This is a genomic window from Rhizobium sp. C104, from assembly GCF_022354505.1.
Taxonomy (GTDB): domain Bacteria; phylum Pseudomonadota; class Alphaproteobacteria; order Rhizobiales; family Rhizobiaceae; genus Rhizobium; species Rhizobium redzepovicii.
In genome coordinates this window covers 4,135,001-4,152,058 of record NZ_CP092348.1, presented here as the reverse complement: position 1 = coordinate 4,152,058, position 17,058 = coordinate 4,135,001, and the positions used below count along the sequence as shown (strand labels likewise).

Annotated in this window: 9 protein-coding genes, 1 tRNA gene, 2 rRNA genes and 2 pseudogenes; 6 read left to right on the top strand and 8 right to left on the bottom strand. The window is 58.7% G+C overall.

Features of this window, described 5'->3' with window-relative positions:
• Nucleotides 1-19: 19 nt before the first annotated feature.
• The 6 genes from MF410_RS21570 to MF410_RS21545 all read left to right on the top strand — a co-directional run bounded on the left by MF410_RS21570 (nucleotide 20) and on the right by MF410_RS21545 (nucleotide 8,006).
• Nucleotides 20-370 carry a ribbon-helix-helix domain-containing protein gene (locus MF410_RS21570; RefSeq protein WP_097630004.1) on the top strand — a complete coding sequence of 117 codons (351 nt, stop codon included), beginning with the start codon at nucleotides 20-22 and terminating at the stop codon, nucleotides 368-370.
• Between the two features lie 158 nt (nucleotides 371-528).
• The gene (locus tag MF410_RS21565) at nucleotides 529-1,236 is read left to right on the top strand and encodes an SDR family NAD(P)-dependent oxidoreductase (protein WP_097630011.1); all 708 of its coding nucleotides are present in this window, start codon (nucleotides 529-531) and stop codon (nucleotides 1,234-1,236) included.
• A gap of 144 nt (nucleotides 1,237-1,380) precedes the next feature.
• Nucleotides 1,381-2,514 (top strand): calcium:proton antiporter, encoded by a 1,134-nt coding sequence (locus tag MF410_RS21560; protein ID WP_097630012.1) that lies wholly within the window; start codon nucleotides 1,381-1,383, stop codon nucleotides 2,512-2,514.
• Nucleotides 2,515-2,645: 131 nt separating this feature from the next.
• Nucleotides 2,646-3,410, top strand: a complete 765-nt coding sequence (locus tag MF410_RS21555) for a DUF4239 domain-containing protein (protein WP_179867211.1) — start codon at nucleotides 2,646-2,648, stop codon at nucleotides 3,408-3,410.
• Nucleotides 3,411-3,585: 175 nt separating this feature from the next.
• Nucleotides 3,586-4,782 carry an efflux RND transporter periplasmic adaptor subunit gene (locus tag MF410_RS21550; RefSeq protein WP_239620041.1) on the top strand — a complete coding sequence of 399 codons (1,197 nt, stop codon included), beginning with the start codon at nucleotides 3,586-3,588 and terminating at the stop codon, nucleotides 4,780-4,782.
• Nucleotides 4,783-4,823: 41 nt separating this feature from the next.
• Nucleotides 4,824-8,006, top strand: a complete 3,183-nt coding sequence (locus MF410_RS21545) for a multidrug efflux RND transporter permease subunit (protein ID WP_239620038.1) — start codon at nucleotides 4,824-4,826, stop codon at nucleotides 8,004-8,006.
• A gap of 14 nt (nucleotides 8,007-8,020) precedes the next feature.
• Here MF410_RS21545 and MF410_RS21540 read toward each other — a convergent pair whose 3' ends face one another.
• The 8 genes and pseudogenes from MF410_RS21540 to MF410_RS21505 form a co-directional block, all read right to left on the bottom strand.
• Nucleotides 8,021-8,350 carry a hypothetical protein gene (locus MF410_RS21540; RefSeq protein WP_097630008.1) on the bottom strand — a complete coding sequence of 110 codons (330 nt, stop codon included), beginning with the start codon at nucleotides 8,348-8,350 and terminating at the stop codon, nucleotides 8,021-8,023.
• Nucleotides 8,347-9,135, bottom strand: coding sequence for a DUF2092 domain-containing protein (locus MF410_RS21535; protein ID WP_097630013.1), 789 nt, complete (start codon nucleotides 9,133-9,135; stop codon nucleotides 8,347-8,349). Before MF410_RS21535 ends, MF410_RS21540 begins: the two co-directional genes overlap by 4 nt.
• Nucleotides 9,136-9,336: 201 nt before the next feature.
• Nucleotides 9,337-10,127, bottom strand: a pseudogene (locus tag MF410_RS21530) (hypothetical protein).
• Between the two features lie 366 nt (nucleotides 10,128-10,493).
• Nucleotides 10,494-10,724 (bottom strand): annotated as a pseudogene (locus tag MF410_RS21525) (transposase domain-containing protein); the annotation flags it as partial.
• Nucleotides 10,725-10,765: 41 nt separating this feature from the next.
• Nucleotides 10,766-13,294, bottom strand: coding sequence for a HAMP domain-containing methyl-accepting chemotaxis protein (locus tag MF410_RS21520; RefSeq protein ID WP_097630010.1), 2,529 nt, complete (start codon nucleotides 13,292-13,294; stop codon nucleotides 10,766-10,768).
• Nucleotides 13,295-13,559: 265 nt separating this feature from the next.
• Nucleotides 13,560-13,636 (bottom strand) — tRNA-Met (locus tag MF410_RS21515).
• Nucleotides 13,637-13,763: 127 nt separating this feature from the next.
• Nucleotides 13,764-13,878: ribosomal RNA gene (rrf, locus tag MF410_RS21510) — 5S ribosomal RNA — on the bottom strand.
• A 191-nt stretch (nucleotides 13,879-14,069) separates the two neighbouring features.
• Nucleotides 14,070-16,869: ribosomal RNA gene (locus tag MF410_RS21505) — 23S ribosomal RNA — on the bottom strand.
• Nucleotides 16,870-17,058: the final 189 nt, after the last annotated feature.

The window sequence follows — 17,058 nt, the reverse complement described above, 5'->3', positions numbered from 1 at the left end:
GCGGCACCGGGAGGATGACATGTGCGAATTGTTTATCAAGGCGGATGCGCGGCTCTGGGAAAGCACCACTCGGTCGCTGCGCATCGACGGTATGGTCACCAGCGTCAGGCTGGAGAACTTCTTCTGGTCGAAGCTTGAGGAAGTCGCCCGGCGCGACGGCATGAATGTCGTCCAGCTGATCACCCGGCTGCATCATGAATCGATCGATGCCGGCCATGATCTTGGAAACTTCACCTCCTTCCTACGCGTCTGCTGCGCCCGCTATCTCGACCTGCAGCTCACCGGCGACATCCCGGCCGATGTCACCCGCCCGATTTCCGGCCTTGACGCGCCCGATATCCTCGATCGCGAACGGACGAAATATCACTGACGGCGGGTCCGACGAAACTGTTGAGCAATGACGGCGGAACTGCCTGAAAAGGGCAGTTCCGCAAGATCTTCGACCTGGACGCGGATGCGTGGGCTTGCGCTGCGGCGCAGCCTGGATCAACAATGCGCGCCACCAAAGCCCGCCAGGAGATGATTGCCATGAACGACCAGAAAGCCGTCATCGTCACAGGCGCCGGCGGAAACCTCGGCAGCGCCGTTGTCCGCGAGCTTGCTGCCGGCGGAGCCAAACTCGTCTGCATGAACCGGTCGAACCAGGAGCTGGAAGCCTTGGCCGGCGATCTTCCCGCCTCCGTCGAGTTTCTGTCGATCGCCGGAACGGATCTCACCGATTATGCCTCCTGCGCCGCAGCCGTCGCCCGGGCCGTCAAGCGTTTTGGCGGTGTCGGTGCCCTGGTCAACACGGTCGGCGCCTTCCAGATGGGGCCGGTCGGGCCGGATGCGCCTGCCCAATGGGAGACGATGATGAACGCGAACGCCCGGACCGCGCTGACGATCAGCGCCGCGGTTCTCCCAACGATGAAGGCATCAGGCTATGGCCGCATCGTTCATGTCGCCGCCGCACCCGGCCTGAAGGCTGGCCCCAATCAAGCCGCTTACGCTGCCTCGAAAGCCGCCGTCATCCGACTGACGGAAGCGCTCGCTGCCGAATGCCGCGACGACCGCATCACCGCCAACTGTATCCTGCCCGGAACGATCGACACGCCTGAGAACCGCGCCGCCATGCCCAATGCGAAAACGGACGGCTGGGTCACGCCGCAATCGATCGCCCGCCTCATCGCCTTCCTGATCTCGCCGGCCGCAGCCGTCGTCACCGGCGCGGCAATCCCTGCGACCGGCCGCGAATAAGGCCAGGGCTATTCCGCTTTAGACGGTTGCATGCCGCTCGGCTTGAGGTACGATTCCCCTTCATATGATGCGAGACAGCGGGCGGGGCGCGATGGTGTTGATGATCGCATTGCGGCGGTATTTGCCAGAAGGCGGGTGGTTTCGATGACGGAGGGTCCCGCATTGCGCGCCGTCGGCGCTACCAGCCTGCTGCGCGAGGAATGGTTCCTCGTCGTCAGCGTTGCGACGAGCTTCGCATTTCTTGCTTTCCAGGAGCAGCTCTTCGGGCAGCTTTCCGATCCGCTTTGGTTCACCGTCGTTTTCGGGTGGCTGTTTGCCGTCGTGCTCGGCTCCGCTCTGTCGGTCGTGCGGCACGCAGACCACCTGGCGGAGCGGCTGAAGGAGCCTTACGGCACGCTTATTCTAACCCTTGCCATCACCTCGATCGAGGTGATGGCAATATCGGCTGTCATGCTTCACGGCGAAAACAACCCCACGCTTGCGCGCGACACGCTGTTTGCCGTCGTCATGATCATTCTGAACGGCATGGTCGGTCTGTCGCTGCTGCTCGGCGCGTGGCGGCGGCCGGAACAGCAGCATAACCTGCAGGGCGCCAACGCCTATCTCGGGGTAATCGTACCGCTGGCGACCCTGAGCCTGGTCATGCCGACATTTCTCGCAGGCCCGGACGGACAGCATCCATCGGCACCGAGACAACTGATACTGGGCATCATATCGGTCGGCCTCTATGCCACGTTCCTGTCTCTTCAGGCCGGCCGCCATCGGGACTATTTCGCGGATGACAGCAACCGTCAGGCGCCTCGCAGCGAACATGTCGTTGGCCGTGGGCCGGTCTGGCCGCATGCCGTTCTGCTTGTCACCTATATGGCTCCCGTCGTCTTCCTGGTCGAACAGCTCGCGCGGCCGATCGATTACATTATCGAAACCCTGCATGCTCCAACCGCATTTGGCGGTGTGGTGATGGCTATTCTTGTCGCGACACCTGAGGCAATCAGCGCCGTGCGCGCGTCTATCGCCAACAATCTTCAGCGCTCCGTCAACATTTTCCTTGGTTCGGTATTGTCGACGATCGGGCTAACGGTGCCGGCGATGCTTGTTGTTAGCCAGCTCTACGGACACAGCGTGACGCTCGGCCTGGAGCACGGAGATCTGGTGATGCTCCTGCTCACGCTTGCGGTCAGCATCATTACCTTTGCCAGTGGCCGCACGCATCTGATGCAAGGTGCGGTCCATCTGGTGCTTTTCCTGGCCTACGTGCTGCTCATTTTCCAGCAGTGACGTCCACCCATGCGAGAATAAGAAAGTAAAAATCTCCACGCTATGCCTGTCTTCCGCTATGGTGACAGTAACGATCGCGCCACTTGCAAGCCTCGCGGTGCTTACAGGGTTGACGTGATGGGGAGCGGAACTTGAACTCACTCTTGCTTGGCGGGTTAGTCTTTGTTTTTCTATCGGCGGCAACATCGATAGGATTGGTGATGCGCAACCGCTTGCCGGATCACCACCTCAATGCCGAATCCAAGGATGTCATCAGGCTGGCGACCGCGGTGGTGGGAACGCTGTCGGCCCTGGCGCTCGGCCTTTTGATTGCATCCGCCAAGACGACATACGACAATGCCGAAGTGGAAATGAGAACGGCGGCGGCGCGGGTGCTCCTGCTTGATCGCGTCATGGCGCAATATGGGCCGGAAACCGACAAGGCACGGCAGTTGCTGCATGAGTTGATCGAGAAACGGCTGAGCCGTGGCTGGTCTGCCGAGACCACCGACGATGCGTCCGGCAAGGCGCTCGGGGAATATCAGGATATCGAGGCGGTTCAGGGCGATCTTCGATCCCTCTCGCCGAGGGATGCCGTACAGCGTAGTCTTCAAACACGGGCGCTGGATGTGAGCGGGATGGTGGCCGAGACCCACTGGCTGCTGGTCGAATCCGGCAAAGAGGGTTTGCCCTGGGCCTTCCTCGCCGTTCTCGTCTGCTGGCTCTCGCTGCTATTTGCGACCTTCGGGCTGCAGGCGCCAGCCAACCCGACGGTGCTGTCAATTCTGCTCGTTTGCGCCCTGTCCGTCGCGGGTGCGATCTTTTTGGTGACGGATATGGCCAATCCCTATGTCGGGCTGATCCATGTTTCGGATGCACCCTTGCAGTCGGCCATCGAGCGGCTCGGAAAACCATAGCCACTTTGTGCCCGCAAACGGCGAACTCCGACTGAATTCAATTGTGGATCGGCAGCTATTGCAATTTGCATCAATGCCGCGACATAATATCGCATGCCCGGAACTTTTCGGAGAAGGGTCGTCTCCGCCGAGGCACGCATGAAGACTGGGGCTCGTAAACATCGGGGCGGCGGCAATGCGTGTGAGATTGGATCAGGGTCTGCACCTCTTGGCGGTGCTCGCCGGCATAACAATTCTTGCCGGCTGCGAGGAAAGCGGCAACACCTATGTTCCTCCGCCGCCACCTCCGGTTCGGGTCGCACAGCCGGTCCAGCAGCCGGTGACGCTCTATTTCGAACTCACCGGCAATACGGCCCCACTCAATGCCGTCGATATCGAGGCGCGCGTCCAGGGCTATATCCAGTCCATCGACTACCAAGATGGCATGATGGTGAAGAAGGGCGCCAAGCTTTTCGGCATCGAGCGCGACACCTATCAGGCGCAACTGGATCAGGCAAAGGCATCGCTCGCCTCGCAGCAGGCCTCCCAGGTCGGCGCAAAGCAGGAATATGACCGGCAGCTCAATCTCATGAAGCAACAGGTCACCACCCAGACCGCAGTCGACAGCGCCAAGGCGACCCTCGACGAGGCGAATGCTTCCATCCTCAACGCCCAAGCCAATGTCGAACTCGCGACGATCAATCTCGGCTATACCGAGGTGCTCGCTCCTTTCGACGGCATCGTCACCGATCATCTCGTCGATATCGGCACGCTGGTCGGCGTGTCCGGCCCCACCAAACTCGCCAGCATCGTCCAGACCGATCCGCTGTATGCCTATTTCAACGTCAGCGAAACGCAGGTGCTGATGATCAAGGAAACCCTGGCAAAGCAGGGACATACCTTCAGGCAGACGGACCTCCCGAGCATACCGGCGGAAATCGGTCTGCAGACGGAGGAAGGTTACCCGCACAAGGGGCATCTCGACTACGTATCGCCTCAGCTCGACGCCTCCACAGGCACGCTCCAGGTCCGGGCCCTGTTCGACAACACGGATCACGCCATGCTGCCCGGCCTCTTCGTGCGCGTTCGGGTGCCGGTCGGCCACAACGACAAGGCTCTGCTGGTGCGCGACGATACGATCGGAACGAACCAGCTCGGCAGCTACGTGCTCGTTCTCGGCAAAGACGACGTCGTCGAGCAGAAGCAGGTCAAGACCGGCCAGCGTGAAGGTGCGCTCCGGGTCATTCAATCCGGCCTCGATCCGGCCGACTGGGTGGTGACTCAAGGGATCCAGCAGGCCATTCCCGGCAGCAAGGTCACGCCCGAGAAAATCGAAATGAACCCGACGGCCAATGCCGCCGGTGATGCCAAGGCCAACTCCATCACGCAATGAATTCGCCACCACGCTTCATCTGAACGTCTGAGGACAACAGCATGATCTCGCGTTTCTTCATTGAGCGACCGGTACTCGCCAACGTCCTGGCATTGGTCTTCGTGCTCGTCGGCGCGGTCGCGCTCTACCAGCTGCCGGTGGCGCAATATCCGAATGTCGTCCCGCCGACGGTGCAGGTGACGACACGCTTTCCCGGCGCCAGCGCGCAGACCCTCGTCGACACGGTCGCGCTGCCGATCGAGCAGCAGGTCAACGGCGTGCAGAATATGCTCTATATGCAGTCGACCAGCGCCAGCGACGGCACCTATTCGCTGATCGTCACCTTTGCCATTGGAACGGATCCAGATCAGGCCCAGGTTCTGGTACAGAACCGCGTGGCGATCGCAATGTCTTCGCTTCCCGAAGCGGTGCAGCTTCAAGGCGTGACGACGCAGAAAAAATCGACGGCGATCCTCGGCTTCGTTAGCCTGACCTCATCAGACAGCCGCTATGACAGCCTGTTCCTGTCGAACTACGCGGTCATCAATCTGCAGAACGAACTCGCCCGCCTGCCGGGCGTCGGCAATGTGACGGTGTTCGGCGCCGGCCAATATGCCATGCGGATCTGGATGGATCCGAACCTGCTGCAGGCGCGCGGCCTGACGCCGCAGGATGTTGTCAGTGTCGTGCAGCAGCAGAGCCAGGAGGTCGCCGCCGGCCAGATCGGCATTCCGCCGGTGCCGAAAGGGCAGATCTTTCAATACACGCTGAATGTGAATGGCCGGCTGAACGAGGCCGCCGACTACGAGAATATCGTCGTCAAGGTCGAAAGCGGACAGGGCGGCCGCATCACGCGCGTCCGCGATATCGGCCGCGTCGAGTTCGGCGCCCAGACTTACAGCCAATCCTTCATGCAGAACGGCCGGCCGGCGGCCGGCATCGGCATTTTCCAATTGCCGGAAGCGAACGCCATTGCCGTGGCGCAGGCGGTGCGCGCAAAGATGGATGCGCTCTCGAAGAGCTTCCCGCCTGGCCTCGAATATCATCTGCCGTTCGACACGACGAAATTCGTCGAGGCCTCCATCGACGAGGTTTACGTCACCCTGATCGAGGCCGGGGTTCTCGTTCTCATTGTCATTCTGGCCTTCCTGCAGGATTGGCGGGCGATGCTCGTGCCGGCGACCACCGTTCCGGTCACCATCATCGGCGCCTTCGCGGCCATGGCGGCCTTGGGCTTCACCGTCAACCTGTCGACGCTGTTTGCCATCGTTCTTGCCATCGGCATTGTCGTCGATGATGCCATCGTCATCGTCGAAGGTGTGGCACGGCACATCGAGGCCGGAATGTCGGGCCGAAAGGCCGCCGAAAAGGCGATGGAGGAATTGCTTGGTCCGGTCATCGGCATCACGCTGGTACTGATGGCCGTTTTCATTCCGGCCGCCTTCCTGCCTGGCCTGACCGGCCAGCTCTATCGGCAGTTCGCCCTCGTCATTGCCGCGACCGCGCTGATCAGCGCCGTCAACGCCGTCACGCTGAAACCGACACAATGCGCTCTTTGGCTGCGCCCGCCGGTTCCGCCGGAGAAACGTAACGCCCTCTATCGCGGCTTCAACAAGGGCTATGATTGGGGAGAACGGCATTATGCCGGGCTGATCGGATCGATGACCCGTCACAGCGGTATCATGGCCATCGCAGCGCTCGCGCTGATCGGCGTCGCCGTCTGGGGGCTCTCCCGTCTGCCGACCGCCTTCCTGCCTGTCGAGGATCAAGGCTACGTGCTGATCAGTGCGCAACTGCCCGATGGCGCCTCGAAGGAACGCACCGATGTCGTCATGGAAGAGGTCGGCAAGATCGCCGAAGCCACGCCTGGCGTCGATCAGGTGCTGACCATCAGCGGCCTTTCCGTTCTCGACAACAGTGCCAGCCTGCAGAATGCCGGCGTCGCCTATGTCGTTCTGAAAGATTGGGACGAGCGCGGCAAGCAGAAGGGACAGGACCTGTTGTCGATCTACCAGCATTTGAACGAGGCACTGCAGCATGTGCTGAGCGCCAAAACGCTGGTGGTCGTGCCGCCGCCGATCCAGGGCGTCGGCAATGCCAACGGCTTTACCATGCAGGTCGAGCTCCGCAATGGCGTAGCCGACTATCCGCTGCTGCAATCGCTTGCCGACACGATTGTCAGGAACGGCAATGCCCAATCATCGTTGCAGAGGTTAAGCACGCCTTTCCGTTCGAACGTGCCGCAGCTTGCGGTCTCGGTCGATCGCATCAAGGCGGAAACGCTGGGCATTACCGTGGGCCAGGTCTTCTCCGCTCTCTCCGGCTATGTCGGATCGAGCTATGTCACCCAGTTCAACAAATTCGGCCGCACCTTCCAGGTCTATGCGCAAGCCGCTTCCGATTTCCGTGTCAGCCCTGACGATATCCGCAATCTGAAGGTCAAGGCCGGTGACGGGACGATGGTGCCGCTCGGCACGGTCGTCGATGTCACCTCGACGCAAGGTCCCTCGCTGATCAGCCTCTACAATCTCTATCCCACCGCCACGATCGTCGGTGGACCGGCCGCCGGTTTCAGCTCCGGCCAGTCGCTCGAGGTCATGGAGCAGATCGCCGATCATACATTGCCGACGGGAACCGGTTTCGAATGGACGGCGCTCTCCTATCAGGAGAAGGCTGTCGGCGGGCAGATCTACTTCATCTTCGCGCTCGCCATGCTGCTCGTCTATTTCGTGCTCGCCGGCCAATATGAAAGCTGGATCCTGCCGCTGGCGGTCATCCTGGCCGTGCCGCTCGCCCTGCTCGGCACGGTGGCGGCACTGATGGCGGCGGGTGTGGCCAATAATCTCTATACGCAGATCGGCCTTATCCTGTTGATTGCGCTGGCAGCCAAGAATGCCATTCTCATTGTCGAATATGCTCGGGAAAAACGGGCGGAAGGTATGGAAATCCTCGACGCGGCCGTCGAGGCCGCCCGCCTGCGTTTCCGGCCGATCCTGATGACATCCTTCGCCTTTATCCTCGGTGTGCTGCCGCTTGTGCTGGCGACGGGCGCCGGCGCATCAGCGCGCAAATCGATCGGCATATCGGTCTTCAGCGGCATGATCGCCTCGACCTGCCTCGCCATCCTCTTCGTTCCCTCGTTCTACGTGCTGCTGCAGCGCCTCGAGGAATACTGGAAGCGGCGCAGAGCGCCCGCAAACACGGCCGCGAGCGTGGAGGAAGCGGAGATATCGAACGTCGGGTGAGGCGATCGCAGCAATTATTGTACGATCACCTGCACATAGACGTTGCCGCTCTTGGCGTAATAATAACCGCCGCAGCGATAATAATAGCCGCCGTAATAGGGACCATAGCGGCAACCCGCCGGAAGCACGGCGATGGTTGTCGTCGTGCGTGTGACGACCCGCCGCGTCGTCCGGCGGGCCACACCAGCATAGGAGAGCGGCGTCAGCGGCCTGCCAATGACTGCACCCGCCGGTGTGGCAAAGCCGATCGACAGCGACATGGATCCCTGCTCCTCGATGTGAAAGCCGGTGAATGTCAGAACGCCGGCAAGGCCGAGGGCGAAGAACAGCTTCCTATAGGTCATTTTACCTCTCCCATATCGGCAGCCTCAGGCAGCTCGTCGAGCGACTGCAGCTCACTAAGATCGACCGTCTTTGCGCTGGCTGGAACCTCAATCGTGTAGGAAACGGCCGCGACATCCGCTCCGCTTTTGAAATCGCTGATTTCGAGCGTGTATTGCGGCGCCTGGACGACGTGTTTGCTGGTGATGACGTAACGGCGGGGTATCGGTTGCGGGCCGCTCTGTATCCAGATCTGCCAATCGATCTCAGGCGTCCGGAAGGCCAGATATTCGCATTCGACCCCATCCACGAACGCGCTGGAAATATGCTTGGCCTCCGTCACATCGGACATGAGTTCGTCATAGACATTGGAGGATAAAAGATCGGCGCCCGGCGCTTCGACGCCTGCGGTCATCAGCCTGTCGATCAGATCATCGAGCGAACCTTTGCCATCGATCTTGGCATAGGCGTCGAGGTTCTTGCCATGAACCGTCAGCGACGAACCGTCGAAACTCACGTCGAGGTCAGCAAAGCCGCCGGTCCTCGTGACGCGCAGCTTGTCGGGACGAGTCAGGTTGGCTGTGCCCGAACTGACGAACTGGAGTTTCTCGAAGGCGGGCGTCACTGCTTCGAGCGACGATTGGTATGTGAAGGAGATCGTCTTCTGCGCCGTTAGAAAATCGGACATCGTCTTCAGGAGAGCCTTCGCATCATCCGCCCACGCGCTCGTCGGCGGTGCGAGGCTGGCGGCAAGTGAGGCATAGAGGAGGATCCGCTTCAATCGCGGGAAAGAGAAAGTCGATGACATGGCAATGCCTTTCGTTCGTGTCGTCATTGATTTCATCGAATTGCGAATGGGCGACTGCCGAATCTTCCGCAGCCGGACATGACATGTGAGAGATGCAATGCAGGCGGGCAAACGGGCGCTTGCCGGCCTTCGCAGGATCGCGCACCAAATTTTTCGCTGGAGCGCGACGACCTCTTTCTGAGAGCAAGGCTCGAACGGGCGCTACAATCCCGAAGTCAGCACGCGATGGCACGCTGGTGATACGCGCTGCAGATTGTCGCGCAGGCAGGCAATGCCCCGCCCTCCCCTAAAGGCACCATGCGGCACAAGGCCCGGAAGTCTGCTCCGCAGGTTTCCCGCAGGATCATCACTTCCTCACGCGGGGAGAAGGCTGGCATTGCCCGAGGGGCCGGCGTGATCGCGCCGGTGGCAGCCGCATCCCCAGCCGTAGGCGCCCCCGATCCCCCCAATGCCGCAACGGCTTGCTGACATGGCGCCGATAAAGCGGCATTATGCTGTTGCAAGCAGCTGAGGGCCGCCGCACCGCCCGGCGTGACACCGGAACATTGCGCCATGAAATCGCGCTGACAGGCCGATTTGACCGCATTGCGCTGCGCCAGAGTCGGCTGGTGCGCCGGGGTGGCGGTTGCAGGCGCCGGGGTGGCCGTCGCGGTATTTGCAGGTGCCGCCGGCGCAGGTTCCGCAGATGTCGACTTGGGCTTGACGTTCACCGCCGACACCGCTTTCCGGCAGCCTTCCGAAAGCGTAGCGCTATGCTGCTGCAGGCAGGTGAGCGCCTCGATCCCTCCTGGCGTCACCCCCGAACATTTCGCCATGAAATCGGAGCGGCACTCTGCCTTGATCGCATCGCGCTGCTCCTCGGTCGGCGCTTGCGCTGACGCAAACCCTGCGAAGAATACCAGTGCACTGAACGCAGACAACGCGGAGATTGCCGATAGAAGACGATGCCTCCGATGCGGAGACGTGAGTAGAGAAGACCCCCACTTCATCATAATTCCCCCTATAAATCCCTGATCTACTTCATCAAATCGAACTTCCCTCTGAATAGAATAATAGGCGCCGCCGAATGGACGGACGTTTTTCTCTACCGTAAAATATAAGATGCGCCTAATCTAGGTATATTAGAATATTATCCATTTAGCAACTATCTAGTCGTCGCTTGAAAGCAGCCCGCAACTCGTCGAAATAACGTGTTGCCTTACCCAATACGCAAAAACCCGCCGCTGGGCGGGTTTTTGCGTATTGGCAATTGGGAAAGATTGGTTGCTGGGGGCAGGATTTGGTAGTCTGTCTCTCTTCGTCGGCTTTGCCTCCTTGCAGGCCTCTGACGAGGGTAATCATTCGCTGAGGGCCGCAAGTTAGGCTGCTTGGCCTTGCAGGCTCGGCCACCGCCAGTTCCACGGCAGCAGTTGCCCAAACCTAGTGATCGGGGTGTCGGCGATGCGGGCAAGCACGTCGGCAAGCCAGGCCTGCGGATCGATATCACTAAGCTTGGCGCTGATGGTTAGCCTGGCCATGAAGGCAGCGAGATCGGCACCACGGTCGCCGGCGAACAGCCATGACTTTCTGCCGAGAGCGCAGCCATGTATCTCTACGCGAGTTAACAGGCTCCCGCGAATACATCCAGCCGTCATGCCGCAGCCTCGTAACCTCTTGAAGCCGAGTTCTTGGGGCCTTCCAGCCGAAAGCGTGCAATCATGTCGGTAAGTGCAAGCGCCTCGGACGACAGCTGTCGGGTGGCAGCATTCGTCTCTTCCACCATCGCCGCATTTTGCTGCGTCATACGGTCAATATCGTTTACCGATGCGTTGATCGAATGGAGTGTCGTTGCCTGGTCGCGGCTTGACGAGGCCATAAGCTCGATATGCCCGACAATGTGGACGATCTCGCTGGAAATCTCTATCAGCGCATCGCCGGTACGGCCGACGAACTCGGAGCCGGACGCAACCTCGCGGACGGAATTGTTGATGAGTTCGCCGATTTCCTTGGCCGCGCGCGCCGATCGCTGCGCCAGCTCCCGCACTTCCTGCGCCACGACAGCGAAGCCCTTGCCGGCCTCACCCGCTCTTGCGGCTTCGACTCCCGCGTTTAAGGCCAAAAGGTTGGTCTGGAAGGCGATAGAGTCGATGGCGCTGACAATCTGAACGATCTTGCCGGAGGCGTCCTCAATTCGTCCCATGGCCGAGACCGCGTTTTGGACAACTGAAGCGGAGGCGTCTGCACCCTGTTTGGCGCGTTGCACAAGTGCAAGCGCTGCTGCCGCCCGCCCTGAAGAGGTGTTGACGGCAGAAGAAATCTCCTCCACAGCCGCTGCGGTTTCCTCAAGTGCGGCCGCCTGCTTTTCCGTTCGGCTGGCCAGGTCATCAACGGCTTCCGCCATCTGGCGGCCATTGTCGCTGATGAGGGAAGACGTCTCGCGGATATCGCAGAGCGTTTCCCTGAGACCCGCGATCGACATGTTGAAATCGGTGCGGATCCGGTCGAGTTCGGAGGCAAAGGGCGTATCGATCGAAAAATTCAACTCCCCGCGCGACAGCCGCGTGAGACCCTCTGCAAGCGCCTCGATTACGGCGTCAACCTGGGCCTTGGCGCTGCGTCGCTCGAGTTCGTTGCGGGCGCGCTCAGATTCCGCATCGCTACGAGCGATCTCGGCCTGGTGTTCCATTTCGACGTTCGATAGCGCATTTTGTTTGAAGACGGAAAGCGCACGGGCCATTTCCCCGATTTCGTCGCCTCGTGCCTCGCCGGTGATTGTGGTATCGAGCCTTCCCTCTGCGATCTTGCGCATCGCTGCGGTAATCTGGGTGATCGGTCCCTTCAGGGTGACGACCAGCGCGGCACCCGCGGTCATAGCAATCAGGATGCCGATGACAATCGCGCCGCCAGATATCCTATTGGCCTCTTGACGATTCTGCCCAGCATTTTGCCTCTGCGTCTCGGCGAATTGAGCAAGCAGGTTCCAGGTGTTATCGATCTGCCCCGCAGCGCTGTCGAACTCAGCCAGCTTGCGCGCCGCACCTTCGGAGAGCGCTGCCGCGTTCGCCGCGAGCAGATCGAGGACGGGCTGAGCCTTCTTCGGAATTTCGCCAAAGACGGGATCATCGTTCACCACGCCGGCGAGACGGCCGAGCTCGGTCTGATACATGTAGATCGACTGCTGGACTTTCTTCACTCGCGCATCGTCTGGATTGCCGGCGAGTTCGGCGAAGCCGACGCGAATCTCGTTATTGCTGTTAACGATGGCGCGCAGCGCGTTGCCGACATTCGTCGCCTGCGAGATATCCTTGTCCGACGCGGCAAGCGCAAGCACGGAGGTCCGCATCAGATCGTCGCCAATCGTCTTGAGACTGTCGCCAGTTGCAGCAAGATTGGCGACGGCGGTATCCGTTGCTGGGACATCCAAAGTGTCAGGCGGCACTTTCGAAGCGTTGGCGATGGCATCCACTGCAGCGGCATACTGCGCGGCAAGGGCTTGTTTGTCGGTCGCGACAGCAGACGAAAGCTGCTCCTTTGCCTTTAGCAATTCGGACGCATATTTGGCTAGCAGGCTAACTTTATCAGCCGGCGTCGTCGCATTCGTATAGTCATTGCGAAGTTTTGTCGCGACACTGGCGGCGGCGCTGATGGAGACGGAATTGCTCAGGCCGCTCTTGTTAGCATTTTCCATCTTTTTTGCACTGGCCATCAGCATGAACGAGCGCTTGCCAACCTGCCCTTGCAGGTCAAGAAGTGCCGCGGAAGCAGCGTCCACATCACTGAGAATTTTCTGCTGTCCCGTTTCGATTTGCCAGATCGCTTCGATCTTTTGCGGGATGATTTGCGACTGATCAAGCGCCCGGTCAAGAAGCCCCACATCGGTCGTCGGCCTTAGCCTCTCGATCGTCTGCTTCAGGTTTGCCAGTTGCTCTCGGGCGTCCGTAAGCGCGGTATCACGGGCTTCCTGCGACGGCTTCATCAGAAAGCCGGTCATGCTGGAATAAACATGTTTGAACCCGTTCAGGGACTGCAAAACATGGTTGGAGATCTCCATCCGTCCCTCGAGAAGGCTGGACGCGTAGTACCCCGTCAGTCCCACTGCGCATAGGCTAATGACGAATGGCGCCAAAAGTACGAGCACTTTCGTCTGAATGCGAACCCGCGACATCAAACCATTTACCACGACTGCATCCCCACCACCGATTGGAGCTAAGCTGTCATTTTTTGCTTAAGAACCGATAAATGGGTTGATCCGAGGGTTATGCACGCCTCATCTGTCGCGGCGAGGACGTGGTTCAGACACTCGAAGCGGTGTAGGCGGATCGGCTATTCATTGTCGCTTGGCCTTGTTGCGGCCCCCTGCTGAGGTGTTAACTCCTCGCCCCAGGTCCGGAAACGCAAAAAAGCCCCTGCATGAGAGGGGCTTTGGAGTATCGAAGGGAAAGGATTGGTTGCGGGGGCAGGATTTGAACCTGCGGCCTTCAGGTTATGAGCCTGACGAGCTACCGGGCTGCTCCACCCCGCGCCATGGCAAGTCTGATTGACTTGCTTGATTATAACACGAAAGGCCGCTTTGTGAGCGGCCCTTTGATCGGCTTTGGGCCGTTAGTTTTGTGTGAGAAGATTTTATTTCAAGAAGTTGCGTTTTGCAGACCTGGCAGCGACCTACTCTCCCGCGTCTTAAGACGAAGTACCATGGGCGCAGGGGCGTTTCACGGCCGTGTTCGGAAAGGGAACGGGTGCAGCCACCCCGCCATAACCACCAGGTCGGCAAAGCGCAACTTTATGTTTGAGAAGCTGGTACACGAGTGACTAGTGATTAGTGACTAGTCGGTAGTGTTTTGTTTTGAACACGTCTTTGAGGCTTGTGAGGAAAGAGGCGGAGCAGTTTTCACTACTTGCTACTGCCTATTCACTACTCACTATCGAACTTCGTTCGATGAGCACAGTCAATGAGAACGATCAAGCCGATCGAGCTATTAGTACCGGTAAGCTTCATGCGTTGCCGCACTTCCACACCCGGCCTATCAACGTGGTCGTCTTCCACGGCTCTGATAGGGAATACTCGTTTTCAGGTGGGTTTCCCGCTTAGATGCCTTCAGCGGTTATCCCGTCCATATATAGCTACCCTGCTATGCCCTTGGCAGGACAACAGGTCCACCAGAGATATGTCCATCCCGGTCCTCTCGTACTAGGGACAGATCCTGTCAATATTCCTACACCCACGGCAGATAGGGACCGAACTGTCTCACGACGTTCTGAACCCAGCTCACGTACCGCTTTAATTGGCGAACAGCCAAACCCTTGGGACCTGCTCCAGCCCCAGGATGCGATGAGCCGACATCGAGGTGCCAAACAACCCCGTCGATATGGACTCTTGGGGGTCATCAGCCTGTTATCCCCGGCGTACCTTTTATCCGTTGAGCGATGGCCCTTCCACGCGGGACCACCGGATCACTATGACCGACTTTCGTCTCTGCTCGACTTGTCAGTCTCGCAGTCAGGCGGGCTTATGCCATTGCACTCGACGACCGATTTCCGACCGGTCTGAGCCCACCATCGCGCGCCTCCGTTACTCTTTCGGAGGCGACCGCCCCAGTCAAACTACCCACCATACACTGTCCCGGACCCGGATGACGGGCCGCGGTTAGACATCCATGACGATAAGGGTGGTATTTCAAGGATGGCTCCACGGAAACTGGCGTCCCCGCTTCAAAGCCTACCACCTATCCTACACATGCCGACACGAATGCCAGTGTAAAGCTATAGTAAAGGTGCACGGGGTCTTTCCGTCTGACCGCAGGAACCCCGCATCTTCACGGGGAATTCAATTTCACTGAGTCTATGTTGGAGACAGCGGGGAAGTCGTTACGCCATTCGTGCAGGTCGGAACTTACCCGACAAGGAATTTCGCTACCTTAGGACCGTTATAGTTACGGCCGCCGTTTACTGGGGCTTCGATTCAAAGCTTGCACCTCTCCTCTTAACCTTCCAGCACCGGGCAGGCGTCAGACCCTATACGTCGTCTTGCGACTTCGCAGAGCCCTGTGTTTTTGATAAACAGTCGCTACCCCCTGGTCTGTGCCACCCCATCATACTTGCGTAAAATGGGGTCACGCTTCTTCCGAAGTTACGCGTGCAATTTGCCGAGTTCCTTCAACATAGTTCTCTCAAGCGCCTTGGTATACTCTACCTGACCACCTGTGTCGGTTTCGGGTACGGTCTATACGGTGGAGCTATTTCCTGGAACCGCTCCGCTGCCCATCCAATCCAATAAGAATGAACAACTTGTGCAATCCGTCACTACCACCAGGCCCACGAATATTAACGTGGTTCCCATCGACTACGCATTTCTGCCTCGCCTTAGGGGCCGGCTAACCCTGCTCAGATTAACTTTAAGCAGGAACCCTTGGTCTTTCGGCGAGAGGGTCTCTCACCCTCTTTATCGTTACTCATGTCAACATTCGCACTTCCGATACCTCCAGGAGCCCTCACGGGTCTCCCTTCATCAGCTTACGGAACGCTCCGCTACCACGTGTATTGCTACACATCCTCAGCTTCGGTGCATGGCTTCAGCCCCGTTACATTTTCGGCGCAAAGACCCTTATTTAGACCAGTGAGCTGTTACGCTTTCTTTAAATGATGGCTGCTTCTAAGCCAACATCCTGGTTGTTTTGGGATCCTCACATCCTTTCCCACTTAGCCATGACTTGGGGACCTTAGCTGGAGGTTAGGGTTGTTGCCCTTTTCACGACGGACGTTAGCACCCGCCGTGTGTCTGCCGAGTAGTACTCCCCGGTATTCGGAGTTTGGTTAGGATCAGTAAGACGGTGAGTCCCCATAGCCCATCCAGTGCTCTACCCCCGGGGGTATTCGCTCGACGCTCTACCTAAATAGATTTCGCGGAGAACCAGCTATTTCCGAGTTTGATTGGCCTTTCACCCCTAGCCACAAGTCATCCCAATCTATTGCAACAGATGCGGGTTCGGTCCTCCAGTTGGTGTTACCCAACCTTCAACCTGCTCATGGCTAGATCACTCGGTTTCGGGTCTAATGCAACAAACTAAATCGCCCTATTCAAACTCGCTTTCGCTTCGCCTACACCTACCGGCTTAAGCTTGCTTGTTACACTAAGTCGTTGACCCATTATACAAAAGGTACGCCGTCACCCTTTCAGGCTCCGACTGTTTGTAGGCATCCGGTTTCAGGTTCTATTTCACTCCCCTTGTCGGGGTGCTTTTCACCTTTCCCTCACGGTACTTGTTCGCTATCGGTCATGCACGAGTACTTAGGCTTGGAGAGTGGTCTCCCCATGTTCAGACAGGATTTCTCGTGTCCCGCCCTACTCTAGGACAATCATGATATCTACGCGTACGGGGCTGTCACCCACTACGGCCGCACTTTCCAGAGCGTTCCACTTTAATCACAATTGCCACTGGCCTGGTCCGCGTTCGCTCGCCACTACTTGCGGAGTCTCGGTTGATGTCCTTTCCTGCAGGTACTTAGATGTTTCAGTTCCCTGCGTTCGCTTCTTACACCCTATGTATTCAGGTGTAGATACCTTATCACAATGCTTGGAAACCCAAGCCGACCTTACAGTCAGTTTGGATTTTCCAAGCATTTAAGGTGGGTTGCCCCATTCGGAGATCCATGGATCAAAGCTCATTCGCAGCTCCCCACGGCTTTTCGCAGCGTATCACGTCCTTCATCGCCTGTGCATGCCAAGGCATCCACCAAATGCCCTTACGACACTTAATCGTTCTCATTGCCAATGCTCATCATCTCGTTGCTCGCTCCATAAGAAACGGCAACAGACCGGGTTACCTTTTACAACCCAGTCAATCCAACAATGCCATCGACGTGTTCGACCTGATCACTTTATTGGAGCTACGCCGAGCAGCTCGCTTGTGTCAGGTCTTAAGACCAGCTTCTCGAGATTGGATCCGA